At 68.0% G+C, this 23,208-nt stretch carries 23 protein-coding genes; 9 read left to right on the forward strand and 14 right to left on the reverse strand.

All coding sequences use genetic code 11. The features are described 5' to 3' along the window. Nucleotides 1–49: 49 nt before the first annotated feature. Nucleotides 50–763 carry a dienelactone hydrolase family protein gene (locus B9C99_RS14050; RefSeq protein WP_088898293.1) on the reverse strand — a complete coding sequence of 238 codons (714 nt, stop codon included), beginning with the start codon at nucleotides 761–763 and terminating at the stop codon, nucleotides 50–52. 216 nt (nucleotides 764–979) lie between these two features. Between B9C99_RS14050 and B9C99_RS14055 the strand changes: the two genes are divergently transcribed. Beyond that, nucleotides 980–1,672 carry an SDR family NAD(P)-dependent oxidoreductase gene (locus tag B9C99_RS14055; RefSeq protein WP_016692368.1) on the forward strand — a complete coding sequence of 231 codons (693 nt, stop codon included), beginning with the start codon at nucleotides 980–982 and terminating at the stop codon, nucleotides 1,670–1,672. A gap of 5 nt (nucleotides 1,673–1,677) precedes the next feature. On the opposite strand, the gene B9C99_RS14060 is transcribed toward B9C99_RS14055, so the two are convergent. Next, on the reverse strand, nucleotides 1,678–1,971 hold the full coding sequence (locus tag B9C99_RS14060) for a WhiB family transcriptional regulator (RefSeq protein ID WP_088898294.1): 294 nt from the start codon (nucleotides 1,969–1,971) through the stop codon (nucleotides 1,678–1,680). A 198-nt stretch (nucleotides 1,972–2,169) separates the two neighbouring features. Continuing rightward, entirely contained in the window at nucleotides 2,170–3,390 is a 1,221-nt protein-coding gene (locus B9C99_RS14065) for a CaiB/BaiF CoA-transferase family protein (RefSeq protein WP_016692366.1), read from the reverse strand. A gap of 203 nt (nucleotides 3,391–3,593) precedes the next feature. Between B9C99_RS14065 and B9C99_RS14070 the strand changes: the two genes are divergently transcribed. After that, nucleotides 3,594–5,027, forward strand: a complete 1,434-nt coding sequence (locus B9C99_RS14070; RefSeq protein WP_088898295.1) for an MFS transporter — start codon at nucleotides 3,594–3,596, stop codon at nucleotides 5,025–5,027. Between the two features lie 52 nt (nucleotides 5,028–5,079). Here B9C99_RS14070 and B9C99_RS14075 read toward each other — a convergent pair whose 3' ends face one another. After that, entirely contained in the window at nucleotides 5,080–5,976 is an 897-nt protein-coding gene (locus B9C99_RS14075; RefSeq protein ID WP_088898296.1) for a LysR family transcriptional regulator, read from the reverse strand. Nucleotides 5,977–6,047: 71 nt separating this feature from the next. On the opposite strand from B9C99_RS14075, the gene B9C99_RS14080 reads away from it, so the two are divergent. From B9C99_RS14080 to B9C99_RS14090, 3 genes are all read left to right on the forward strand, one after another. Continuing rightward, nucleotides 6,048–6,965 carry a CoA transferase subunit A gene (locus B9C99_RS14080; protein ID WP_085470163.1) on the forward strand — a complete coding sequence of 306 codons (918 nt, stop codon included), beginning with the start codon at nucleotides 6,048–6,050 and terminating at the stop codon, nucleotides 6,963–6,965. Beyond that, a complete protein-coding gene (locus B9C99_RS14085; protein ID WP_059384093.1) occupies nucleotides 6,962–7,738 on the forward strand; it encodes a CoA-transferase subunit beta in 777 nt (258 codons plus the stop codon). Before B9C99_RS14080 ends, B9C99_RS14085 begins: the two co-directional genes overlap by 4 nt. Before the next feature lie 162 nt (nucleotides 7,739–7,900). Further along, nucleotides 7,901–8,962 carry a DICT sensory domain-containing protein gene (locus tag B9C99_RS14090; RefSeq protein ID WP_088898297.1) on the forward strand — a complete coding sequence of 354 codons (1,062 nt, stop codon included), beginning with the start codon at nucleotides 7,901–7,903 and terminating at the stop codon, nucleotides 8,960–8,962. A gap of 16 nt (nucleotides 8,963–8,978) precedes the next feature. Here the strand turns inward: B9C99_RS14090 and B9C99_RS14095 are convergent, their stop codons facing one another. Next, nucleotides 8,979–10,205, reverse strand: coding sequence for a DICT sensory domain-containing protein (locus tag B9C99_RS14095; protein ID WP_088898298.1), 1,227 nt, complete (start codon nucleotides 10,203–10,205; stop codon nucleotides 8,979–8,981). Between the two features lie 318 nt (nucleotides 10,206–10,523). Between B9C99_RS14095 and B9C99_RS14100 the strand changes: the two genes are divergently transcribed. Then, the gene (locus B9C99_RS14100) at nucleotides 10,524–10,946 is read left to right on the forward strand and encodes an STAS domain-containing protein (protein ID WP_088898299.1); all 423 of its coding nucleotides are present in this window, start codon (nucleotides 10,524–10,526) and stop codon (nucleotides 10,944–10,946) included. Between the two features lie 18 nt (nucleotides 10,947–10,964). On the opposite strand, the gene B9C99_RS14105 is transcribed toward B9C99_RS14100, so the two are convergent. From B9C99_RS14105 to B9C99_RS14135, 7 genes are all read right to left on the reverse strand, one after another. Continuing rightward, nucleotides 10,965–12,005: an acyl-CoA dehydrogenase family protein gene (locus B9C99_RS14105; RefSeq protein ID WP_088898300.1), complete on the reverse strand. Its 1,041-nt coding sequence runs from the start codon at nucleotides 12,003–12,005 to the stop codon at nucleotides 10,965–10,967. Then, nucleotides 12,002–13,147 (reverse strand): acyl-CoA dehydrogenase family protein, encoded by a 1,146-nt coding sequence (locus tag B9C99_RS14110; RefSeq protein ID WP_088898301.1) that lies wholly within the window; start codon nucleotides 13,145–13,147, stop codon nucleotides 12,002–12,004. Before B9C99_RS14110 ends, B9C99_RS14105 begins: the two co-directional genes overlap by 4 nt. Then, nucleotides 13,144–13,752 carry a TetR/AcrR family transcriptional regulator gene (locus B9C99_RS14115; RefSeq protein ID WP_253250075.1) on the reverse strand — a complete coding sequence of 203 codons (609 nt, stop codon included), beginning with the start codon at nucleotides 13,750–13,752 and terminating at the stop codon, nucleotides 13,144–13,146. Before B9C99_RS14115 ends, B9C99_RS14110 begins: the two co-directional genes overlap by 4 nt. Further along, the gene (locus B9C99_RS14120; RefSeq protein ID WP_088898302.1) at nucleotides 13,749–15,317 is read right to left on the reverse strand and encodes an acyl-CoA synthetase; all 1,569 of its coding nucleotides are present in this window, start codon (nucleotides 15,315–15,317) and stop codon (nucleotides 13,749–13,751) included. Before B9C99_RS14120 ends, B9C99_RS14115 begins: the two co-directional genes overlap by 4 nt. A 2-nt stretch (nucleotides 15,318–15,319) precedes the next feature. Next, nucleotides 15,320–16,477, reverse strand: a complete 1,158-nt coding sequence (locus tag B9C99_RS14125) for an acyl-CoA dehydrogenase family protein (RefSeq protein WP_088898303.1) — start codon at nucleotides 16,475–16,477, stop codon at nucleotides 15,320–15,322. Nucleotides 16,478–16,515: 38 nt separating this feature from the next. Then, nucleotides 16,516–17,325 carry a crotonase/enoyl-CoA hydratase family protein gene (locus B9C99_RS14130; protein WP_016692352.1) on the reverse strand — a complete coding sequence of 270 codons (810 nt, stop codon included), beginning with the start codon at nucleotides 17,323–17,325 and terminating at the stop codon, nucleotides 16,516–16,518. Nucleotides 17,326–17,438: 113 nt separating this feature from the next. Continuing rightward, the gene (locus B9C99_RS14135; protein WP_051032991.1) at nucleotides 17,439–18,875 is read right to left on the reverse strand and encodes an AarF/UbiB family protein; all 1,437 of its coding nucleotides are present in this window, start codon (nucleotides 18,873–18,875) and stop codon (nucleotides 17,439–17,441) included. Between the two features lie 186 nt (nucleotides 18,876–19,061). Between B9C99_RS14135 and B9C99_RS14140 the strand changes: the two genes are divergently transcribed. Further along, on the forward strand, nucleotides 19,062–20,081 hold the full coding sequence (locus B9C99_RS14140) for a sigma-70 family RNA polymerase sigma factor (RefSeq protein WP_059384084.1): 1,020 nt from the start codon (nucleotides 19,062–19,064) through the stop codon (nucleotides 20,079–20,081). Nucleotides 20,082–20,096: 15 nt separating this feature from the next. On the opposite strand, the gene B9C99_RS14145 is transcribed toward B9C99_RS14140, so the two are convergent. Together B9C99_RS14145 and B9C99_RS14150 are read right to left on the reverse strand one after the other, a co-directional pair. Beyond that, nucleotides 20,097–20,561, reverse strand: a complete 465-nt coding sequence (locus B9C99_RS14145) for a VOC family protein (protein ID WP_059384083.1) — start codon at nucleotides 20,559–20,561, stop codon at nucleotides 20,097–20,099. Between the two features lie 118 nt (nucleotides 20,562–20,679). Continuing rightward, complete coding sequence (locus tag B9C99_RS14150; RefSeq protein ID WP_088898304.1) at nucleotides 20,680–21,213, reverse strand: hypothetical protein; 534 nt, start codon at nucleotides 21,211–21,213, stop codon at nucleotides 20,680–20,682. A 116-nt stretch (nucleotides 21,214–21,329) separates the two neighbouring features. Between B9C99_RS14150 and B9C99_RS14155 the strand changes: the two genes are divergently transcribed. Together B9C99_RS14155 and B9C99_RS14160 are read left to right on the forward strand one after the other, a co-directional pair. Beyond that, entirely contained in the window at nucleotides 21,330–22,535 is a 1,206-nt protein-coding gene (locus B9C99_RS14155; RefSeq protein WP_088898305.1) for a sensor histidine kinase, read from the forward strand. Further along, the gene (locus B9C99_RS14160; protein WP_016692346.1) at nucleotides 22,532–23,188 is read left to right on the forward strand and encodes a response regulator transcription factor; all 657 of its coding nucleotides are present in this window, start codon (nucleotides 22,532–22,534) and stop codon (nucleotides 23,186–23,188) included. Before B9C99_RS14155 ends, B9C99_RS14160 begins: the two co-directional genes overlap by 4 nt. Nucleotides 23,189–23,208 lie beyond the last annotated feature (20 nt).

Below are 23,208 nucleotides of genomic sequence, written 5' to 3' on the forward strand. Positions count from 1 at the left end.
CCGCTACAACAAATTGCCGTAGCGGAAAGCCGATTCTGTAGCGAATACGTCAGGACTTCACGGTGTCCCCGATGAAGCTCAACGCCTGCGGCCACGACACGGCGTAGGCGTCGGCGTTGACGGGATTGCCGTGCCGGTCGCGGGAGGAGAAGCCGTGTTCGGCGCCCGGGTAGACGTGGGTGATGGTCGCGCCGGTCTCGCGCTGTTGCAGCGTCGCCTGCAGGTTCGCGAAGGTCTCGGCGCTCATGATCGTGTCGGCGCCGGCGTGCAGCACCATGACGGGTGCCGCGACGCGACCTGCCTGCTCGACGGCGTCGATCGTGTGGTTCGGGGCGGGCGGCACCGCGATCGACGGGTGGTAGGCGACGACGTTCGCGACGCGCGTGTCGCGGGCGCCGAGGATCAGGGCGAGGCGTCCGCCGAGGCACCACCCGATCACGCCGACCTTCTCCAGGCGTAGTTCACCGAAGGCGTGGTCGAGCAGGGTCGCCATCTCCGCGAGGCACTTCTCGTCGTCGAGGCCCCGCATCAATTCCACGAGTTCCTCGCGCGAGCTGTCGTCGGCGCTCGGTCCGTGCCAGGGATCCCAGACGAGCGCGGTCACACCGGTTCCGGCGATGTCGTGCGCGTACTCGCGGACCTGGGCGTCGATGCCGGTGATCATGGGCAGCAGCAGCATTCCTCCGGTGGCACCGCCGAGCGGCCTGGCCAGGTAGGCACGCAGACCTGCGATGTGAACGAATTCTGCCTCGATGTCGGTCATCGACCGTCCTTCCACTTGCGTCGTTTGTTCGTCATGATCTTCGTACGAAGTCGTTCAGCGGGCAGCGCATCCACCCGTCGCTGCAGCTCAGGGGCCGTCCGTCCCGCACGCCGAAAAGAATGAGAACATCATTTCCGTTTTGCGGTATCGTTCCTCTCGCGCACCGACGTACGGTCGGAGCACGGCAGACGGCTCGCTCGAAAGGGATACAGGCAGATGGCTCGCACCGTATTGGTCAGTGGTGGCACCGGCGGCCTCGGCAGCGCCGTGACGAAACATCTCCTCGACACCGGATGGCGGGTCGTGGTGCCGTGGCTGGTCCGTGACGAGCTCGAGCGCGTCGGCACGCATCCGAATCTGCAGCTCGTCCAGGCCGACCTCTCCGACGAGCAACAGCTCGAGGATGCCCTGAACCTGGCGTGCGACGACCCCGACGCTCCCCTGTTCGGCGTCGTCAACCTCGTCGGCGGCTTCACCTCGGGACCGCGGGTGCACGAGACCCCGATCGAGGTCCTCGACTCCCAGCTCGATCTCAACCTGCGCACCGCCTATTCCGTCAGCCAGGCGGCGCTGCCCCACCTGATCCGCCGCGGCGGTGGATCGATCGTCTGCATCTCCACCGCCGCGACGCTCAATCCCTTCCCGGGCGGCGCCTCCTACATCGCTTCCAAGGCTGCGGTGTCGGCGCTGGTCGAGACGATGGCGCTCGAGTACCGCGATGACCACATCCGCGTCAATGCGCTGCTGCCCGTCGTCATCGACACCCCGGCCAACCGCGCCGCGATGCCCGACGCCGACACGAGCCGCTGGTCGAAGCCGGCCGACATCGCGAAGGTCATCGAGTTCCTGATCTCCGATGCGGGCGCCTCCATCACCGGCGGTCTGATCCCCGTCACCAACGTCGGCTGACAACGTCAGACCGACTGGAGGCGACCGAGTTTCATCGCACGTTCGAACGCTCGCCGTTCGGCGTAGTTCATGCCGCCCCATACGCCGTGCGTCTCTCCGGTGCGCACGGCGTGCGCTCGGCACGCGTCGATCACCGGGCAGGAGCGACAGACCTCCTTCGCCTGACGTTCGGCCCGGAGCACCGCACCGCGGCCCTCCTCGGGCTGAGGGAAGAACATCGACGTGTCCACCCCGCGGCACCGCGCCGCGACCACCCAGTCACGGTCGCCGGATCCGTACATCGCCGCCTCCTTGCCCATCGGGCCATCGCGGACCCGCACTCGTCGAACGAGTATTTGTACGGCCATTTTTCGGTACCCGGCGGGGATCGTCAATCGCTGAGCAGCATGAATCCATCAGAATCGACGATGCCAGTCGCTTCGGATACCTATAAGCACCGAAAGCTATGGCCGCACATTTGGTGAGCAGACGAGGTTGAGCGGACCGGGCAGGGCGGATCAGCCGACGATGCCGGCCTTCTTCAGGCCCTCGATCTGCTCGTCGGTCAGCCCGAGATCGGCGAGCACCGTGTCGGTGTGCTGACCGAGACCCGGCACCGCACCCATCGGCAGTTCGACGTCGCGGAAGTTCATCGGCGGCAGGATGCCGCGCACCGGACCCGCCTCGGTCTGCACCTCACGCCAGCGATCGCGCGTCGCGAGCTGGGGGTGCTCGATGAGCCCGCGCAGATCCCGCAACTGCGCGGCGGGCACACCGGCGTCGGCGAGCTTCTCGTCGAGCTCCGCGCTGGTGAACTGCTTGGTGGCCTGCCCGACCAGCGCGTCGACCTCCTCGCGGCGACGCACCCGCTCGAGATTGGTGGCGTAGCGCGGGTCGTCGCCCAGTTCGGGCATGCCGAGCACGTCGGTGAGCGTGCGCCAGCCCCGGTCGTTCTGCACGCCGATAAGGATCTCGCCGTCCGAGGTGGGGTACTTGTCGTACGGCGCGATCGAGGTGTGCGACAGACCCATCCGCGGAACCTGGCGTCCTTGGTACATCTGCAGGTACATCGGGTAGCCGAGCCACTCGGCGGTGGCATCGAACATCGACACGTCGATCGTCGCGCCCACGCCGGTGCGGTGCCGGCGCAGCAGCGCCGCCTGGATCGAGGTGAGCGCGTACATGCCCGCGGCGATGTCGGAGGTGGGGATGCCCGTCTTCACCGCCGTCTCGGGCGTGCCGGTGATCGAGCACAGGCCGGTCTCGGACTGCACGAGCATGTCGTAGGCCTTGCGGTCGCGCATCGGCCCGTCGGTGCCGTATCCCGACATGTTGACCACCACGAGTTCCGGGTGGTCCGCACGCAGGTCGTCGGCACCGAGTCCGAGACGCTCCACCGCGCCGGGTGCGAGATTCTGCAGGAAGACGTCGGCGCCGCGGATCAGCTTCTTCACCGCGTCGATGCCCTCGGACGCCTTCAGGTCCACGGCGAAGGATTCCTTGCCGCGGTTGAGCCACACGAAGTGGGCGGCCAACCCCTGCACGGCGCTGTCGTAGGCGCGGGCGAAGTCGCCGTCGCCGACCCGTTCGACCTTGACGACCCGGGCGCCGAGATCCGCGAGATGGCGCGTCGCGAGGGGTGCGGCGACCGCCTGTTCGAGGCTCACCACGGTGATGCCCTCCAGCGGCAGGCCTGCAGAAACCTCGACCTCGCTCCGATTGGTTCCGTCGCTCGTCACCCGTGTGTCCTTTCGCGTCCGCGGTTCCCGTCCGGCGTCGCTGTATGTCTACCAGGCCGAACACCGACTCCCCGGTAATACCTCTGGGGTATCGATCCGCGTTCTATTGGGTATTGGACTGGAAAGCCGAGCCCTGCCACTCTCTGATGAGACGCAGACCACATTCCACCCGCCTCGTCGGGGGCGTAAGAGACGGAGGGCGCATGAGTTCGTCCACACCCACCGATCAGGAGATCGCGAAGAAGGCCCGTAAGGCCGGCATCGCCTCCTTCATCGGCACCACCATCGAGTGGTACGACTTCTACATCTACGGCACGGCCGCCGCTCTGGTGTTCGGCCAGATCTTCTTCTCGGACGAACTCTCGAGCGGTGTCGCGACCCTCCTCGCGTTCGTCACACTCTGGGCAGGCTTCCTCGCCCGCCCGCTCGGTGGTGTCATCTTCGGCCATCTCGGCGACCGCATCGGACGCAAGAACACCCTCGTCATCACGCTCGTCATGATGGGCATCGCGACGGTGGGCATCGGCCTGCTCCCGACCTACGCGCAGATCGGGATGTGGGCGCCGGTCCTGCTGGTCTTCCTGCGCATCGTGCAGGGCGTCGCGGTCGGTGGTGAATGGGGCGGTGCCGTCCTCATCGCCAGCGAGAACGCCCCGAAGGGCAAGGGAATCCTGTATTCGGCGTTCGCGCAGCAGGGTTCGCCCGCCGGCAACCTGTTGTCGACGATGGCGTTCTTCTTCCTCGCCGCGCTGCCCACCCCGCAGTTCATGATGTGGGGCTGGCGCATCCCGTTCCTGCTCTCCGGTGTCCTGGTCGCCGTCGGCCTGATCATCCGTCTCAAGCTCGAAGAGTCGGACGCGATGAAAGCCGTTCTGGCGCGCAAGAAGACCGTCAAGCTCCCGATCAAGGAAGTGCTGCGCAAGCACTGGGTCCTGGTCCTGCTCGGTGCCGGTGCACTGCCCCTCGCCCAGGTGACCTACTTCAAGAACACTTTCGCGCTGTCGTGGGCGACGAGCGAACTCGGCTACGAGCGCGGCACCTTCCTCGCGATCATCGCGATCGCCCTCGTGGTGCAGTTCATCGTGCAGCCCTTCGGTGCCGTGCTGGTGTCGAAGATCGACATGCGCAAGGCCATGCTCCTGATGATCGTCCCGGAGCTGTTCCTCATGCCCGCGATGTTCTTCGCGATCCGCACCGAGACCTTCGCGATCGCCGCGATCGGTATGTGCCTCGCGACGATTCCGCACTCGATGTTCTACGGCGCGATCGCCGGCATCCTGGCCCGCGCCTTCCCGGCGAACATCCGTTACTCGGGCCTGTCGCTCGCCTACCAGCTGTGCTCGCTGATCGTCGGTGGTGGCACCCCGGTGCTCGCGCAGTACCTGCTCAACTCGTCGGGTGACGTCACCGGTGTGGCCATCGCGGCGGCCTGCTACGCAGCGGTCTCCCTCGTGTGCACCCTGGCGCTGCTCAAGCGCACCGGATACGACCCGAAGGCACCGTCGGTCGCCGAGAAGTCCGACGCCGACGAACTCGCCCTCGAGCAGTCGGAGGCAGCCGAGCGCGACCGCCGTACGCCGGGCACCGAGGACACCCCTCGCTCCGACGACACCCCACGAGATCGCGTCCATGCCTAGGACGGATCCCTCGCACTCGGGGCCGGCCGGCGCAGTTGCCGGCCGGCTCCGGTCACTCCGGAGTCGGCAGCGCTTCCTCGGAGAGGCGGAGAACCTCTCGCAGCGCGGCACTGTCGTCGTCCTCCCGCCACACCAGCCGCACGTCGAGCGGCTCGGGATGATCGGCGAGGGGAACGAACACGACCTCGGGGTTGATGACGTTCGCCGCAACCGACGAGACCGTCATCGAACATCCGACCCCGGCCGAGACCAGGGCGATCAGCGACAGCGAATCCGGGGCGCTCTGAACGATTCTGGGTGTGAAGCCGACATCGTGGGCGAGGCGGAGCAACAGCTCGCGCAGCATCGATCCGGGTTCGGCGGGCAGCATCACCCACGCCTCGTCCGCGAGGTCCTCGAGCCGGACCTGCTCCCGGTCGGCGAGGGGATGTTCCTTGGGCAGCGCCACGACGAGGTCCTCGCGGGCCACGACGCGCGACGCGATCCCCGGCGGGAAGAACAGCAGGCGCACGATGCCGATGTCGAGCTTTCCCGCGGCCAGTTTGTTGAGTGCCTCGCTCGCGTACGCCGAACTGTCGAGCACGAATTCGATACCGGGATGGGTGCGTCGCACGAGCTTCGCCCATCGACCCACGAGATAGTGCGAGGACGAACCGGCGAAACCGATACGGACCCTGCCGGTCTGACCCGACCCCGCGGCGGTCACCGCCATCTCGGCCAGCCGGCAGGCGTCGAGGATGTTCCGGGCCGGTTCGACGAGCGCTCGACCGCTCTCCGTCAACCGCACGCTGCGGGTGTTGCGTTCGAAGAGTTCGGCTCCGAGTTCCTTCTCGAGTCTGCGGATCGTGCGGCTGAGCGGCGGCTGGGCCATGTGCAGCCGTTGCGCCGCCCGACCGAAATGCAGTTCCTCCGCCACCGCGAGGAACGCCTTCACCTGCTGGATCTCCACCCGTCGATTATCACGCCTGCGGGCGCCTGATATCCGACACCGAAGTACCGACCACACGGAGGACGACCGGTATGCCGGACAAACTCATGACCATGCGCGAGGCGATCGCCACCTATGTCGAGGACGGCATGACCGTTGCCCTCGAGGGGTTCTCGCACCTCATCCCGTTCGCGGCGGCGCACGAGATCATCCGGCAGGGCAGGCGCGACCTGACGTTGTGCCGCATGACCCCCGACATCATCTCCGATCAGCTCATCGCCGCCGACTGCGTGTCGAAGCTCGTCGCGTCGTTCTTCGCGAGCGGCTCGGCCGGATCCCTCTACGAGATCCGCCGGCGCATCGAGAACCACGACCCCGTCGCACTCGAAGTCGAGGAGTACAGCCACTACGGCATGGTCTGCCGCTACCAGGCCGGCGCCGCCGGGCTGCCCTTCTTCCCACTGCGCTCGTACGCCGGCAGCGACCTGCCGAAGATCAACCCGAACATCCGCCTCGTCGACGATCCCTTCGGCGGCGGCAGCGTCTACGTCGTGCCTCCGCTGAACCCCGACGTGACGATCATCCACGCCCAGCGCGCCGACCGCTCGGGCAACGTCCAGATCTGGGGCATCGCCGGCGTCCAGCAGGAAGCGGTCTACGCCGCGAAGAAGGCCATCGTGGTGGTCGAGGAGATCGTCGACGACGACGTGATCCGCTCGGACCCCAGCCGTACCCTCGTGCCGTCACACGCGGTGGACGCGGTGGTGCTGTGCCCGCGCGGAGCGCACCCCTCCTACGCGCAGGGCTACTACGACCGTGACTGCGCGTTCTACCGCCGCTGGACCGCGATCAGCAAGGACCCCCAGCAACTGCGCACCTGGTTGAAGGAATGGGTCCTCACCACCGGCGACCACGCCGAATACCTCGAGAAACTGGGCGAGGAGTACTGGGCCGACCTCGAGGTCGCCCCGCGCCCCTCCGGGACCGTCGACTACGGGAGCCGAAAGTGACCACCACCGAAACCTTCTCCACCACCGAACTGATCGTCTCCGTCGCCGCGCGGGAACTGGCCGGCAAGGCCCGGGTCTTCGCCGGGGTCGGTCTGCCCACCCTCGCCGTCGACCTCGCCGCCCGCACCTCGAACCCCGACGTCGAGCTGATCTACGAATCCGGCGTCTGCGGGGCGCATCCCGAGGCGATGGCCGAGGGCATCGCCGATTCCGTCGTGGTCTCCGGCGCCGAATCGGTCGTGTCCATGGCGTCGCTGTTCGGGTACGTGCTGCAGGGCGGCAACGTCGACGTCGGCTTCCTCGGTGCGGCGCAGATCGATCGCTACGGCAGCCTCAACACCAGCATCATCGGTGATTGGGACAAGCCCACCGTGCGCCTGCCCGGCGGCGGTGGAGCCGTCGAGATCATGCCCAACGCCGGCGAGGTGTTCGTGATCATGCGACGCCACGATCCGAGCGCCTTCCCCGCCGAACTGGACTTCTGCACGACCCCGAGTCCGGTGCGCGCCCGTGAGGCGGGCGTCGGCATCATGCCGCGCGGGCGCGGGGTGACGAAGGTGTTCACCAGCCTCGGCGTGCTGTCTCGGCAGGATCCCTTCGACGAACTCGAACTGACCAGCATCCACCGCGGTGTCACCGTCGACCAGGTCCGCACCGCGACCGGCTGGGATCTGAAGGTCTCCGACGAGCTGACGCTGACCGAGGATCCCACCGCCGAGGAGATCGACCTGCTGCGCAACGAGATCGACAAGGTCCGCCTGTATCTGCGGTGATCGCCCGGCCGAGTCCGCCGAAGGCCGTCGATGTCACCGGCGCGGCGGCTGGCAGGATGTCCGCAGCGGACGACGCACCGGATCCTGCTCTCGGCGGTCCCTGTGCGCGTCCGGTGTGATGCCCGGCGGACGGACCGCCGTGATGCGGGAAGGCGGCACGTGATGCACGCGAGCGCGATCCACGACCTCGTGGACGGCACGGTCGTCGCAGCCGTGATGCCCTTGACCGCGGCTGATTCCGGCGGGGGTCGGGACGTCCCCGTCCTGATGCCGTTGTCCGGCCTCGCACACGGCACCGCAGAGAGTGCGGCCGGTCGCGCTGCCGTCGCGCTGGTCGACGAGCACGAGGTGTTCGCCGACCCTCCGACGGTCCTGCGTGGGATCGCCGCTGTGCGCGAGCGCGGATTCGCCGTGGCGGTCCGCATCGCGGAATCGACGTCCCGCGCCACGGTCGTCCTTGCCCTGGTGGAGCCCGAGGTGGTCGTCGTACCGGCCGAGGCGCTCGTCGCATCCGACCTGCGGGCCGCCACGACCCTGCTGTCGTTGCGGGCCCACTGCGAGCGCACGAACTCCGTCGTTCTCGCCGAGGGTATCGACTCCGACCTGCATCGCCGGGCAGCCCTCGCCCACGGTATCGATTTCGGTTGCGGTGCAGCGCTACAGGGTGAGGCCGATCCTTCGTCGCCGCGCGGTGAGCTGTTCCGGCAACCCTCCTGGAGCGCACCGCTCGACGACGCGACCGCCACGCCCTTCCGCATCCTGTCGGCGGGGCGGGAACGCGTGCGGAGCGGCAAGGGGCTGCTGGTCTCCATGAGCGCCGATCTCGAGGCGCGGGCCGGGGAGGCAGGACCCGACACGGTGGCCCTCGGCACCTTCCAACACCACGACCACTTCACCGGAGCTGCGCGCAGGCGATGGATGTCGATGTCCGACACCCTCGCGCACGTGGCGGTCTTCGCGGTCGGTTTCGGCACGAGCGACTCGGGCCCGGACCTCGTCCCGATCGAACCGCACGATCCACTCGTCGAGGAGTGGAACGTCATCCTCCTGGGAGAGTCGTTCGCGTGCGCACTCTCGGCGCTCGACCTGCACCGTCGAACTGCCGGCGGTGAGCGGGAATTCGAGTACGTCGTCTCCTACGACCGGGAGGCCGTCGCCCGTGCGGCGCGCGCGACCCTGTCCCGTCCCCGATCGGTATCCCTGGAGATCCCGCCGTCGTCCTGAGCCGCTCCCCCGCGGGTCACCCTTCGAAACGCGCCAGGATGCTGTGGGCGCACCGGATGACGGTGCCGCGGTCGTAGGACAGCACGTAGTGGAATTCGCGGTCGAGATCCGCTGCGTCGGTGTGCATGTCGAGCGCGGCGAGCACGCACGCGAAGTGCGGGCCGAGGACGACGACGTTCCATTCGTCGACCATCGGATCGTCCGGGTCCAACGGCGCGTGGTGCACCGCGGAGTCGACGTAGGGATCGATTCCGACGCCGTAGACCCCGGTGTACGCGACCTGCTCGGCGAGCTGCGCCCATCGTGCCCGTGAAGTCGGCGTGAAGTGCTCGGCGCGCTGGAAGGTGCCGAGCACGATCGTCTCCGGTCCGGCTCCCACCGCATTGGTCTCGAGCAGCTTGCTCATCGACACCAGAAGCCGCTTGAAACTGCGCGTGCGCCTGCGCCCTTCGGACGCCAGGGCGAAGGGGGTGAGTTCGGGATCGTCCGGAACGGCAGGTCGCGGACGCAGCGACATGGGCTCGACGTCCGAATCCGATTGCGCGGCATCTCCGCTCGCAGCCACCGCCGGATACAGCGCGCCCATCCCGTATTCGGCGGCCAGCCCCAGGGCGCGGCGGCGATGCAGTTCCGAATCGACGCCCTGCGCGATGACGACCGCGCTGCTGGATTCGATGTACGCGGCGACGGCGTGCGCGATCCTCGCTGTCGAGGCGTCGGCCGCACGGGCGATCAGAGCCGGCGCCGTGATGATCACATCCGGTTCGACGAGCGGCAGCAGCGCGAGGGCCTGGGCACGCGCTCCCACACCGTCCACCGCGACGAGCATGCCGGCGGTGCGCGCCGCCGCGATGGTGCGCAGCGTCTCGGCGGGACTGGCGATCAGTGCCTGCTCGGTGATGAGAGCGACCGTCGTCGGGTTCCGGCGCTCGTCGAGCGCGCCGAGTTCGTCGAGGGAATCGAGATCGACGGTCACCAGGTGCGCGACCGCCGACCCGGCATGCAGGCCGGCCCTGCGCCACTTGATACGGTCCAGCTCCGACTTCTGGTGCATGGCCCGAGCGGCCTCACTCAGCGCAGTGGCGTCGTGCAACGATGATCCTTCCGGACCACGCAGTTGCAGTTCGACGGCGGACAACGCACCGCTGTCGAGCCGGTGGATCGGGGCAAGCTCCGTCTCCACGACGAGGCCGCCGAACGCGGCCTCCGCGTCGGCGGCAGCGTCGGCAGGAACAGCGCTCATGGATCCAGCATCCCATCTCCGGCCACCGATCGTCCGCTCGGGCCGACGGAGCCGGGAACATAGGATATTTCCGCAGCTCAGAACGCCTACGTTATAGAATCGTGATGTTGCGTTATCGTTCCGTTATGGAACGGGTCGTCGCGAAGCGACCTCCGTCGGACAGGCTCTGTGCAAGCCCGAGGCGAGTTCTCACCGCGACCCACTTCCCACCGTGACCACGGCAGGCCGACCGCCTGCTGATGACCACAGCAGGCCGACCGCCTGCTCATGATCCAGCCCGCACCGGACGGCACGAATCCACGCCGACAGGAGACCGCAATGAGCACACGTACGAGCACCACCCGCAGGATCATCACCGACACCGGGGCACTCTCACGAGCCGGTGCAGCGACCGTCCCCCGAGCGCCGCGCTACCGCCTCGACGTCCACTCGCCGTCCCGTCGCTGCAGTGTCCTGCGAGCGAAGGGCGATCTCGACATGACCGCCCGAGCGGAGTTCGCCTCCACTCTCGGCGACCTCGCACACTCGGGCGATCACGTCGTCGTCGACCTGTCCGAGGTGACCTTCATGTACTCCGAGGTCGCCTCGACACTCGCCGATGCCGATCACATCCGGCCCGGCCGTTTCCACGTCGTCGCACCCACACGTCAGGTGCGCATGCTGCTCGACATCCTCGCTCCCGACCTCGACGTCACCGACCGCACCGAAGTCGGCCTCGTGGGGAGCGCGTCCGCCGCCTGATACGGCGACGAATACCCGTCAGCGGGTGGGGCCGCCGGTGATCAACGCCCACACGTCCCCGGCCTCGCCGGCCGCGGCGAGCAGTTCGGAGTCCCACGACGCGACCGTTCCGAATTCGCTGCGCCACGACAGGATCCGGTTGGCGTGCCGATGCAGCTCGTGTTCCATCGTGAAGCCGATCGCGCCGAGCGCCTGATGCGCGTTGCGGGCGACGACCGAGGCCGCATGTCCGGCGCACGAGGCGGCCGCTGCGATCGCGAAGCGGGTCGACGCGTCACCGAAACCTCCGGCGAGAACGGCATCGACGGCGCCATCCGCGGCGGCGTGCACGAGCGAGGCCTCGGTGGCGATGTCGGCGACGAGCGCCTGCACCGCCTGGAACTTGCCCAGCGGACGACCGAACTGCACGCGCGCGGTGGTGTGGTCGACGACGAGCTCGAGGATCCGATCCATCGCGCCCGCGGTGGCCAGTGCGCGGACGAGCGCACCCCGGTAGCGGAACTCGTCGGCGGTGCCCGCCGGAACGTCGCGTCCCGACAGTGCCGACAGGTCGACGCGCACGTGATCACGGGGCTCCGCCGCCAGGTTCACGGCCTCGACGATCTCGACGTCGCCGTGTGCGACCTCGGCGACCTGCCATCCCTGCGGCGACTGCCACAGCACGACGATCGAATCCGCGAACCGGGCCCACGGCACGTGGCGCGCGCGGCCGTCGGCGTCGAGCACCGCGGCAGTGCGCACGGCCGGCGCCGCATCGAGGCCCGCCTGGTCGAGGAGCCAGCCCGCGAGCAGATCGTTCTCGGCGACCGGCACGGCAGCAGCGGCGCTGCCGGCGGCTTCGAGCAACAGGGCGGCCTCCAACCATCCCGCGCCGCTTCCGCCGCTCTCCTCCGAACCGGTGAGCCGATCGAGGCCGAGCTCGGTGAGGGTGCTCCACAGGGCACGATCGAGTTCGACGACCTCACCGATCCGATGGTCGTCACCCGAGGTGAACACCTCGGACAGCATCTGTGCGAAGTCGCGTAGTTCCGTCGACTGCAGTGCGTCCTGTCCGCTCATCTCATCCCCAATCCTCGTGCGATGACCCCACGGAGGATCTCGCTCGTGCCGCCGCGCAGTGTGAAGCCCGGTCGTTGCATGACACCTGCCCGGACGAGCTCGGCCAGATGGTTGTCGGCCGCGGTGTATCCCGCGATCTCATCGGCGAGATCTGCCAGATCACCCTCGGTCTTCGTGCCGAGCACCTTCACGACCGACGCCGCGAGTTCGGCGTTCTCGCCGCGTTCGAGGGACTCGGAGACCGCGGTGGACATGCGGTGCAGGCCCGCCATGCGCCCGATGGTCGCTCCGATGCGGGTGTCCGCCTCGACGCTGCCGTCGGCCACACCGTGCACGAGGGATTCGAGTATCCCGAAGGTCGACAGGAAACGCTCGGGACCGCTGCGCTCGTAGCCGAGCTCGCTCGTCACCTGTTCCCAGCCGGCACCGATCTGCCCGAGCACCAGGTCGTCCGGGACGAAGACGTCGTCGAGCAGCACCTCGTTGAAGTGGTGGTCGCCGGACATCGACAGGATCGGGCGGATGGTCACGCCCGGGGAGTCGAGCAGCACGATGAACTGGCTCAGCCCGTCGTGGCGGTGCGCCGGATCGAGCGGTGCGGAGCGCGCGAGGCCGAAGAAGGCATCGGCGTGGTGCGCCCCGGACGTCCACAGCTTGGTGCCGGAGATCCGCCACCCGCCGTCCACCTGCGTGGCCTTCGTCTTGACGCTCGCGAGGTCGGATCCGGAGTCGGGCTCGGACATGCCGATGGCCCAGCAGATCTCACCGGCCGCGATGCCCGGCAGGAACCGCTTCTTCTGCTCCTCGGTGCCGTACTTCAACAGCGACGGTGCGGCCTGACGGTCGGCGACCCACTGGGCGGCGACCGGAGCGCCCACCGCGAGCAGCTCCTCGGTGACGACGAAGCGCTCCATGAAGGTCCGTCCGTGTCCGCCGTACTCGACGGGGATCGTCATACCCACCCAGCCGCGAGCGGCGAGCGCGCGGGTGAACTCGGGGTTCCATCGCGTCAGCCAGGTGTCGATGCCCGGGGTGAACACGCCCGCGTCGATCTGTTCCTTCAAGAACGCCCGTACCTCGGCACGGAGTTCCGTCAGTGCCGGGTCGGGAGTGCCCGCCCTCGGCACGACTCGTGCACTCATCGTGAATCTCCTTCTCCACCGGTGATGGTGGGACACAGCAGCGCCAGCGACAGGTCCGCGTAGCGTTCGGCGATCTCGTCCGGGCCGTCCGGGCCCGCGGGGTCGTACCAGTTGGCGATCGCCGAGACCATCGCCAGGATCGACCGGCGGCAGTCGTCGGGGTACTTCGTGGTGAAGACACCCTGTGCGACACCGCGATCGATGATGTCGCGGATCCGTCTCCGGCCGGCACGCCGGCGTTCCTCGTACAGTCGCGCACCCTCGGGTTCGAGGTTGCGCACTTCCGTCGCGATCATGCGACCCTGCTCGGGGAACTGCGTGCGGAAGATGACGTTCCCCCTGACGAACGCGCGGATCTGCTCGACGGGATCGTCGCCGGCGCGGGCGAGTTCGGCGTCGCAGACCGCGTCGTAGGTGTCGACACCGTCGAGCAGGATCGCCAGCAGCAGATCCTGTTTGTTCTTGTAGTGGTAGTACAGCGCGGACAGGCTCACGCCGGCTTCCTGCGCGATCGTCCGGATCGACGACGAGCCGTATCCGTTGCGCACGAATTCCTTCCGGCCCGCCTCGATGAAGACGCGCTGTTTCGGCGACAGCACTCTCACGACAACGCTCCCGTATCGGCGTACTGCGCGATCAGCTCGCCGAGCCTGCCCTTGACCATCTTGCCCGTCGGCGTGCGCGGCAGTTCGTCGACGAACCGCACGTGCCGGGGGCACTTGAAACGCGAGAGGCGTTCCCGGCAGAACCCGATGATCTCGTCCTCGAGCTCGTCCGATCCCTCTGCGCCGGGGACGAGCTGCACGAACGCTTCGACGCGTTCACCGCGGTCCGCGTCCGGCACACCGACCACCGCGACGTCCGCGATCGACGGGTGCAGCGCGAGGACGTTCTCGATCTCCTGCGGGTAGATGTTCACCCCACCCGAGATGATCGTGAACTTGTCGCGCCCGGTGAGGAACAGGTAGTCGTCCTCGTCGAGATATCCGATGTCGCCGGTGGTGTACCAGTTACCTTCGAAGGGGTGCCTCGTGGACGCCGTCTTCTCCGGATCCTTGTGGTATTCGAACGAGAAGTCGTCCCGTTCGAAGTAGACGGTGCCGATCTCACCGGTGGGCAGCCGGTTGCCGCTCTCGTCGCAGATGCGGGCCAGGCCGAGTGTGCCCGGGCCACCGGTCTTCCCGACGGTGCCCGGCTTGCGCAGCCATTCCTGTGGGGTGACGAGGGTGTTGCCGATCGCCTCGGTCGCGGAGTAGTACTCGTAGACGATCTCGCCCCACCACCGCATGAGTTCCTGCTTGACCTCGACCGGGCACGGAGCCGCCGAGTGCAGCGCGCACCGCATCGACGACAGGTCGTAGCGCTCCCGGACCTCGCGGGCCAGTTTCAGCAGGCGCACGAAATGCGTGGGCACCCACTGGCTGTGGGTGACGCGATAGCGCTCGATGCACGCGAGACTGAGCTCGGGATCGAACCGGTCCATGAGCACGACCGTGCCGCCGAGCGCCTGCGTCGACACGCTGTACCGCAGCGGCGCCGAATGGTAGATCGGTGCCGGCGACAGGTAGACGGTGTTCTCGTCGAAGCCGAAGCGGCGCACCTGTTTCAGCAGCGGCGAACCCGGCTCGTCCCCCACCTGCGCACCGGTGAGCGCGGGCTTGATCCCCTTGGGGCGCCCGGTGGTGCCGGAGGAGTACAGCATGTCGCTGCCGCGAGGCTGGTCCGCCATGGGGGTGACGGGAAGACCGGCCACCTCCTCTTCGTACACGAGATGTCCGGGCACCCGACCTCCGAAGGCGATGCGGTGCGTCACCTTCGGGTTGAGCGGCGCGATCGCCTCTGCGAGTTCGGCGAGCGGCGCCGAGACGACGAGCACCTTCGCGTCGCAGTCGTCGACGATGTACGCGGCCTCGGCGGGTGCGAGGTGCCTGTTCACCAGCGTGATGTAGACACCGGAACGCAGTGCACCCCAGTACAGTTCGAACACCGTCAGGTCGTTGACGGTGATCACCGCGATGTGGTCGCCCCTGCCGACGTCGTGCGCGCGCAGCCAGTGCGCGAACCGGACGGACGCGTCCTCGAGTTCCCGATAGGTGAGCGTCCGCCCGGTCGCGGCCTCGTGCACGGCGGGCCGGTCCGGGGCGACCGCGGCGTAACGGCCCGGGTACATGCCTACAGCCCCAGGTCCTTGGAGATGATCGTCTTCATGACCTCGCTGGTGCCACCGTAGATCCGGGTCACGCGGGTGTCGGCGTAGAGTCGGGCGATCGGGTACTCGGTGATGTAGCCGTAACCGCCGTGCAGCTGCAGGCACTTGTCGATGACGCGACCGGAGACCTCGGTGCAGAACAGCTTGGCGCGGGCCGCATCGGCGACCGTCAGTTCCTTGCGGTCGAGCAGTTCGAGGCAGTGGTCGACGTAGACACGCGCGGCCTGGGTCTCGGCCGAGCACTCGGCGAGCACGAACTTCGTGTTCTGGAACGAGGCGACCGGCTTGCCGAAGACCTTGCGCTCCTTGGTGTACGCGATCGCGTGCGCGATGGCGGCCTCGGCGAAGCCGACCTGGTTCAGGGCGATGCTCAGACGCTCCTGCGGCAGGTTGTGGGTGAGGTACCCGAAGCCCGCGCCTTCCTCGCCGAGGAGGTTCTCGACCGGCACCTTGACGTCGGTGTACGACAGTTCGGCGGTGTCCTGCTGGTGCAGGCCGATCTTGTCGAGCTTGCGGCCCACCGCGAAGCCCTCGCTGTCGGTGGGCACCGCGATGATCGACAGGCCGCCGCGGCGGTTCTCGGGATCGAACGGGCTCGTGCGGCAGACCGTCAGAATGAGGTCGGCGGTGACGCCGCCGGTGATGAAGGTCTTCGCGCCGTTGATGATGTAGTGCTTGCCGTCCTCGGACAGCTTCGCCGAGGTCGCGATGTTGGCGAGGTCGGAGCCTGTGCCGGGCTCGGTCATCGCGATCGCGGTCATGATCGAGCCGTCGGCGAAGCCGGGCAGCCAGCGCTGCTTCTGCTCCTCGGTCGCGTACTCGAGCAGGTAGGGCAGGATCAGGCAGGCGTGCACGGTGTAGGAGCCGAACGAGACTCCGGCGCGCGCAACCTCTTCGAAGACGATCGTGTTGAACTTGAAGCTCAACTCGCCGCCTCCGCCGTACTCCTCGGGGACCTGGATACCCAGGATGCCGAGTTCGCCCAGCCGGCGGAAGAAGTCGCGGGGCGGACGACCCATCTCGTCCCATTCCTCGCGATGCGGCGCGACCTCACGTTCGATGAAGTCGCGCACCATCTTCCGGAACTGCTCGTGTTCTTCGGTGAAGATCGTCCGCTGCATGGTGTGTCCTCCGGGGTGTGGGGGAAGGAGAGGGAAGGTCAGTTGCCGGTGAAGTCGCCGGTGCGTCGTTCGAGGAACGCCGAGAGGGCTTCGCGGTGGTCCTCGCTGTGGTGCGAGAGCGCCTGGAGGGAGGCCGACAGTTCGAGGAGCGTGTCGAGATCGACGCGCTGGCCCTCGCGCAGCAGCTTCTTCGTCATGCGCAGTGCGTTCGGGGGGTTGACGGCGACGCGAGCGGCGAGCGCGTTCGCGGCGTCGAGGAGCTGTTCGGGTTCGACGACCTGCGAGACCATGCCCCAGTCGAGGGCGGTCGCGGCGTCGACGCGGTCGCCGGTGAAGGCCATCTCGGCGGCGCGCGCCGCACCGACCGCGCGCGGCAGCAGCCAGGCGCCGCCGTCGCCGGGGATGATGCCGAGCTTGACGAAGCTCTCCGCGAAGAACGCCTTCGACGAGGCGATCCGCATGTCGCACATCATCGCGAGGTCGCAGCCGGCACCCACGGCGGGTCCGTTGACGGCGGCGATGATCGGGACCTCGCAGTGGTAGATGGCCCGGGGCAGGCGCTGGATGCCGCGGCGGTAGCCCTCGCGCAGGGCGTGGGGTGCGCCGCCGAACATGCCGCGACGCTCGTCCATGTCCTTGACGTTGCCGCCGGCGGAGAAGGCCGATCCGGCGCCGGTGAGGATGACGACGCGGGTGTCGATGTCGCGGTTGGCCTCCTCGACGAGTTCGACGAGACGGTCGACGACGTCGTCACCCGAGATCGGGTTGCGCGCCTCCGGAAGGTTGATCGTCCAGGTCACGACGTTTCCGTCGCGCGTGCTCAGTACGACGTCCTGCGAAGTTGCCATTGCGGTCGCGGTCCTTCCGATAGCCGGTATGTGGCTCGCACCATAATTTGGTCGAACGATCGTTCAAATTACGGGGCGGGTCGCATCCTGTAAAGACCGAAGGGGCCCGTGCCTCAGTCGGGCAGGCTCACGTTCGATTCGGCGATTCTTATGGCCACTTCCTCCGGGAAGATGTTCCGGAAGACGAAGGGATCGCGGCCGAGCACCCAACCCGGTGCCAGCGCGGTCGCGTAGCGCTCGAAATATCCGAGTTGCTTCCCGAACAACACGAGTTCCTCGGGAGTCGACGTGTTCCATTTGCGTCCGAGCGAGACGAGCGCGCCGATCAGTTCGCTGAGCCGCAACTCCCCCACGTCCTGACCGAGCAGCGGACCGAAGATCTCGGCAACCTGCCGGCCGACCGCCGCGTCGTCGACGTCGAGGTCTGCGGCGACACCGAGCGCCCGCACGCTCTGCGCGACCGCCGTGAAGTCGCCGTCGAGCAGGGCGGCACGGAACAGCGCCCGCAGCAGCGCGCGCCACTTCTCGGGCAGTTCGCCGACGATGCCGAAATCGAGCAGCGCGACCCGTCCGTCGTCGAGCAGCCAGAGATTGCCCGCGTGCACGTCGCCGTGGAACGGGCCGTGACAGAGCACCGCCTCCATCCACACCTTCACCCCGCGGCGCACGAGCAGGGAGGTGTCGAGATCGTCCTGGCCCGGCACCACCCGGTCGACGGGCTTGCCCTGCAGGCGTTCCATGCAGATCACCCGCGGACCGCACCACTGCCAGTACACCTCGGGCACCGTGACGAAGGTGTTGTCACCGAAGGCGGAGATGTTGCGGCGGAAGCGATCCTGACGATCCGCTTCGACCGCCGCGTTGAGCTCGGTCATCGTCGCGTTGTAGAGATCGCGGATGATCCCCGGAGTGTTCGCGATGCGGAAGAACTCGAAGAGCTGCAACAGCTTCGCGCCCATGTAGGCGGCGCGCAGATCGACGAGCATGCGGTGCGCGATCCCCGGCCGCTGCACCTTCACCACGGCCCGGCGGCCGTCGCGCAGCACGCACCCGTGCACCTGGGCGACGGACGCCGCGGCGAGCGGCACGTCGTCGAACGACTCGAACATCTCGTCGATGCGGTGTCCGAGATCCTCCTCGATCACCGCACGGGCCTGTTCGGAGGGGAAGGTCGGCACATCGTCGAGCATGCGCAGGCACGCGTCGGCGAGGGCCGCGGGGAACAGTCCGGGCGACGACGCGATGAGCTGTCCCAGCTTCACGAAGGTCGGCCCGAGATGCTCGAAGGCGTCGACGGTGCCGTGCGCGGCCGCTTCGACGACGCTGTGCTGCCGGGGCCGGACGGTCCACCGCAGCACCGCCCACACCACGAAAGCGATCAGGACGGCGGCGACGACCACGGCCCGTCCGAGCTCGGCCGGCCCGAACCGGTCGAGCGGAGGCCGCTCGACGTCCAGGGCACCGGGAGGAAGTCCGTCGGCGAAGGGGCCGACGGGGCCGTTGCGCTCGGGCCTGCTGTGGCCCTGCGCTCCGGATACGCCTTCGCGCAGCGTGTACTCGTGCACGACCTGTCCCCACTCCGTCCACCACGCGCTCACCTCGGCGCGACTTCGTGCACGGTACCTGCATCCGGCGCCCCGATCGAGACCCGACGATCATCTGTCTTCTGTCGGTGCCCCCGACTACTCTCTGACGGGTAGCGGATTCGGGTCCGACCAGCCGGGGGTATCGCGCTCATGACCGAACAACTGCTCGAAGAATCTGCCGGTTCGACATCGACGTCGACCGATTTCATGGAACTCGCCGAGCCGTTCCGTCGCGAACTGCTCGCCCACTGTTATCGCATGAGCGGGTCGCTGCACGATGCGGAAGACCTGGTCCAGGAGACCTATCTGCGCGCCTGGCGCGGTTACGAGAACTTCGGCGGCCGCTCCTCACTGCGCACGTGGTTGCACCGTATCGCCACCAACGTGTGCCTGACGGCGCTCGAAGGCCGCAGTCGCCGGCCGTTGCCCACCGGGCTCGGCGCGCCCAGTTCCGATCCCACCGACGATCTGGTCACCCGTCCCGAGGTGCCGTGGCTCGAGCCGTTCCCCGTGGGGTATGCCACCGACGATCCGTCGGATCCCGCCACCATCGCTGCCTCCCGCGATTCCGTCCGCCTCGCGTTCGTCGCCGCTCTGCAGCACCTGTCCGCCCGCCAGCGCGCGGTCCTGCTGCTCCGCGAGGTCCTGCAGTGGCGCGCCACCGAGGTCGCGGCCGCGCTCGACACGTCGACGGCGGCGGTCAACAGTCTTCTGCAGCGGGCACGTGCGCAGTTGAAGGACGCCCAGGTCCGCGACGACGACCTCGCCGAACCCGACAGCGCCGAGACCAAGGCACTGCTGCAGCGCTGGGTAGACGGCTTCGAGAAGTACGACATCGATTCGCTCGTCGAGATGCTCACCCAGGACGCCGTCTGGGAGATGCCGCCCTTCGAGGGCTGGTACCAGGGCCCCGACGCGATCGTCTCCCTCATCAAGCACAAGTGCCCCGCGAAGGGCCCCGGCGACCAGGTACTGCTTCCCACCGTGGCCAACGGCCAGCCGGCATTCGGGCTGTACATGCGAGGGGAGGACGGCCGCCACCACCCTTTCCAACTGCAGGTGCTCGACATCGTCGACGGTAGGGTCACGCACGCCACCGTCTTCTTCTCCGACGACACCACGGCCTTGTTCGCCCGGTTCGGGCTGCCGGAGGACCCGGCAGCCCGCTGAACAACACGGTAGGGCCTACGCGGTGGTGTTCTCCTCGGCGTCCTCCGGTGCCCACGCCTGCGACGCGGCAGCCATATCCATCCACATGACCTCCCAGACGTGGCCGTCGAGGTCGCGGAAGGCCCGTTGATGGGCGAAGTCCCCCATCTCCTCCTGCGCCTTCTGCGCGCCGGCCGTTACCCACTCGCTGCCACCGGCCGCGAGCGCGCCGTCGACGATCGCGTCGACACCCTCCCGGCTGTCGGCCGACACACACATCAGCGCCTCGCGGGCCTTCGTGGTGTCGCAGATGTCGTCGTTGATGAAGTCGCGGAATCGCGGCTTCTCGAGCAACATCACGTAGGTCTGCTCGTTGATCTCCAGGCACGCGGTGTTCTCGTCGCAGAACATCTCGTTGAAGGTGAATCCGAGCTTGTCGAAGAATGCACGGGAGGCGGCGACGTTCTCGACGGCGAGGTTGACGAACAGCATGCGCGACATGTTTTCTCCTGTGTTCGGTTCGTCCTGTGCGGGACGCGGTCCGGATGTCACGGATACAGACCGGCCGCCCCGCGAGAACTCATCGCGCACCCGGAGATTTCTCGGAGCGATGTGGTCGTCACTGCTTGCCGAGCATCCAGACCGGGCCCGTGATCAGCCAGATCACCGTGATCGTGGCGAGGGTGGGGAGGATTCCGTACAGCGCCGAGGCCTGTTCGCCGTTCGCGACGGTCGACCCGAGTCCGAGTACGGCGGCCGCGCTGATCCCGGCCGCGAGCAGCCATCGCCCGAAGTCCGCACATTCCTTGCGGAAGGCCTCCGGGCCTTCCTTCGGAGCGCGTTCCGGTTTCGCACCACCCGCGAAGTGGTAGGCGAACCGCCGGTCGGCCCACCGGACGATGCTCGGTCCGAAGGCGACACTCACACCGAGATAGATGCCGGCCACACGGTGGATCCAGCCGACCTCCGCGCCGTTGTGCAGATCCACGGCGACGGCCGCGAGCAGGACGACGTCGATCAGTGGGATCAGGGCGAGCAGCACCGCACCCGTCCTGCCGAGCCGGAGCAGGTACCGGAACACGAGTCCGGCCGCGAGCACGACCCAGAACGCGATCTCGCATCCGACGATGAAGGCGGCGATGTGGCTGAACATGACCTCAGAATCGCGCGCACATCCCTACGCGCGCGTCGCCCGATGGGCGACAGATGCCTCATCACTTCGGGTGACGCCGACCCTGATTCTCTCCCGGTTGTGGTCGAATCGTTCCCGTGGACAACCGTGAATCCGAGATTCGAGTGGGATTCGTGAACCCGCGCTACAACTCCCTGCTCGTCGCCCTCGCGTACTTTGCGGGTGGCGCACTGTTGTACGCCCTGGATCTCGGTGTGCTCGTCGAGGACCGCCCGCCGCAGCCGCTGTGGGTGTGGCTCGTTCTGCTCGCCTGCGTGTGTGCACCGATGACGATGCGCCGCACGCGACCGCTTCTCGCGCTCCTGCTGGGCACGGTTCCGGTGCTGATCGACCTCGTCGTCGGCCCTTCGCTGCCGGTCTGGATCGCATACGGCGACCTGCTGTATGCCGCAGCGCTCTTCGGTTCGGCGCGGACCAGCCGATTCCTCGAACGCGCCCCGGTGGTCCCGATCGTCGTCGGCGCCGTCGCGCTCGGTGTGTACTTCCAGGACCTGCGCATCGCGGTGTGGGCCGTGTCGATCGCCGCGCTCGTGATCGTCGTCCCGATCTGGTGGGCCCGATCCGTCCGCACGCATCGGGACGCCGCCGAGATCGAACGGGCACGCGCCGAGGCCCTCTCGCGGGTCGCGGAACTGGACCGCCGCGCCGCCATCACCACCGAGCGGCAGCGTCTGGCCCGCGACCTGCACGACGTGGTGGCGGGGCACCTGTCGTCGATCGCGATCCAGAGCGAGGCCGCGCTCCGCCTCCGCGAGTCCGATCCCGACAGAGCGCTGACCGTGCTCGAGTCCGTGCGCTCCGGCAGCGTGGCCGCCCTGCAGGAGATGCAGTCGATGGTGCGCTTGCTGCGCAGCGACGACACCGACGACGAGATCACCACGGCGGGTCGCCTCGCCGATCTCGAACCGCTCACCGCATCCGCACGTGCCGCCGGCACCTCCGTCCGGATCGACGGTCGTCCACCCGCAGACCTCGACGCGGAGGTCGATCTCACGGCCTACCGCATCGTCCAGGAGACTCTGACGAACGCGGTCAAGCACGCGCCGGGACGGCCGGTGACCCTTCGTTTCGACGACACCGAGGGCCGGCTCGGGATCGAGGTGGTGAACCCCATCGGAGACCCGGACATCGCAGATCCGTCACCGGCCCGCGGCGCCGGGCACGGCCTGCGCAACATCGCCGAGCGCGCCGCCGCGGTGGGCGGGCACGCTCGCTCCGGTCGCGACGGGAACGAATGGAGGACATACGTGCAACTGCCGCTCGCGAACAGGAGTACGACGTGACGATCAGGGTGCTGCTCGCCGACGACCACAGCGCCATCCGCGCGGGCCTGCGGCTCCTGCTCGACACGAGCGAGGACATCGAGGTGGTGGGCGAAGCCGCCGACGGCGCCGTCGCGGTGTCGCAGGCCCGCGCGCTCGCCCCGGATGTCGTCCTCATGGACATCCGCATGCCGCACGTCGACGGGATCGCCGCGACCCGCACCATCACCGAGGAGACGAGCGCCCGGGTGCTGGTGCTGACGAGTTTCGAGATCGACGAGTACGTCTTCGAGAGTCTTCGTGCCGGCGCGGCCGGATATCTCCTCAAGACCGCCTCGGCGGATGCCATGCTCGACGCGATCAGGGCGGTGCACTCCGGGGAGTCCGTGCTCTCACCGCAGGTCACGCGAACCGTCATCGACGCGTTCGTCTCGAAAACGACTCGGCGGGAGGATGTTCCGGACGGTCCGGATTTCGATGCCCTCACCGCACGCGAGCAGGAGGTCTTCGCGTGTCTCGGAGAGGGACTGTCGAACCGCCAGATCGCCACCCGCCTCGGCATCGGCGAGAACACGGCGAAGACGCACGTCGCCCGGGTGCTCCACAAACTCGGGCTGCAATCGCGGATCCAGGCGGCCATCCTCGCCCGGGACATGCCCGATCATCGGCTCTAGGATCGGGGCCCGATCATCGG

This window comes from Rhodococcus sp. BUPNP1 (assembly GCF_002215235.1).
Classification (GTDB): domain Bacteria; phylum Actinomycetota; class Actinomycetes; order Mycobacteriales; family Mycobacteriaceae; genus Rhodococcus.

Excerpts from the sequence above, each read along its gene's own strand:
- B9C99_RS14090 (WP_088898297.1), top strand. The coding sequence starts at position 7,901 with ATGCACGCGAGCGCGATCCACGACCTCGTGGACGGCACGGTCGTCGCA.
- B9C99_RS14100 (WP_088898299.1), top strand. The coding sequence starts at position 10,524 with ATGAGCACACGTACGAGCACCACCCGCAGGATCATCACCGACACCGGG.
- B9C99_RS14055 (WP_016692368.1), top strand. The coding sequence starts at position 980 with ATGGCTCGCACCGTATTGGTCAGTGGTGGCACCGGCGGCCTCGGCAGC.
- B9C99_RS14140 (WP_059384084.1), top strand. The coding sequence starts at position 19,062 with ATGACCGAACAACTGCTCGAAGAATCTGCCGGTTCGACATCGACGTCG.
- B9C99_RS14150 (WP_088898304.1), bottom strand. The coding sequence starts at position 21,213 with ATGTTCAGCCACATCGCCGCCTTCATCGTCGGATGCGAGATCGCGTTC.
- B9C99_RS14050 (WP_088898293.1), bottom strand. The coding sequence starts at position 763 with ATGACCGACATCGAGGCAGAATTCGTTCACATCGCAGGTCTGCGTGCC.
- B9C99_RS14105 (WP_088898300.1), bottom strand. The coding sequence starts at position 12,005 with ATGAGCGGACAGGACGCACTGCAGTCGACGGAACTACGCGACTTCGCA.
- B9C99_RS14060 (WP_088898294.1), bottom strand. The coding sequence starts at position 1,971 with ATGGGCAAGGAGGCGGCGATGTACGGATCCGGCGACCGTGACTGGGTG.
- B9C99_RS14110 (WP_088898301.1), bottom strand. The coding sequence starts at position 13,147 with ATGAGTGCACGAGTCGTGCCGAGGGCGGGCACTCCCGACCCGGCACTG.
- B9C99_RS14120 (WP_088898302.1), bottom strand. The coding sequence starts at position 15,317 with ATGTACCCGGGCCGTTACGCCGCGGTCGCCCCGGACCGGCCCGCCGTG.
- B9C99_RS14080 (WP_085470163.1), top strand. The coding sequence starts at position 6,048 with ATGCCGGACAAACTCATGACCATGCGCGAGGCGATCGCCACCTATGTC.
- B9C99_RS14125 (WP_088898303.1), bottom strand. The coding sequence starts at position 16,477 with ATGCAGCGGACGATCTTCACCGAAGAACACGAGCAGTTCCGGAAGATG.
- B9C99_RS14130 (WP_016692352.1), bottom strand. The coding sequence starts at position 17,325 with ATGGCAACTTCGCAGGACGTCGTACTGAGCACGCGCGACGGAAACGTC.
- B9C99_RS14145 (WP_059384083.1), bottom strand. The coding sequence starts at position 20,561 with ATGTCGCGCATGCTGTTCGTCAACCTCGCCGTCGAGAACGTCGCCGCC.
- B9C99_RS14095 (WP_088898298.1), bottom strand. The coding sequence starts at position 10,205 with ATGAGCGCTGTTCCTGCCGACGCTGCCGCCGACGCGGAGGCCGCGTTC.
- B9C99_RS14070 (WP_088898295.1), top strand. The coding sequence starts at position 3,594 with ATGAGTTCGTCCACACCCACCGATCAGGAGATCGCGAAGAAGGCCCGT.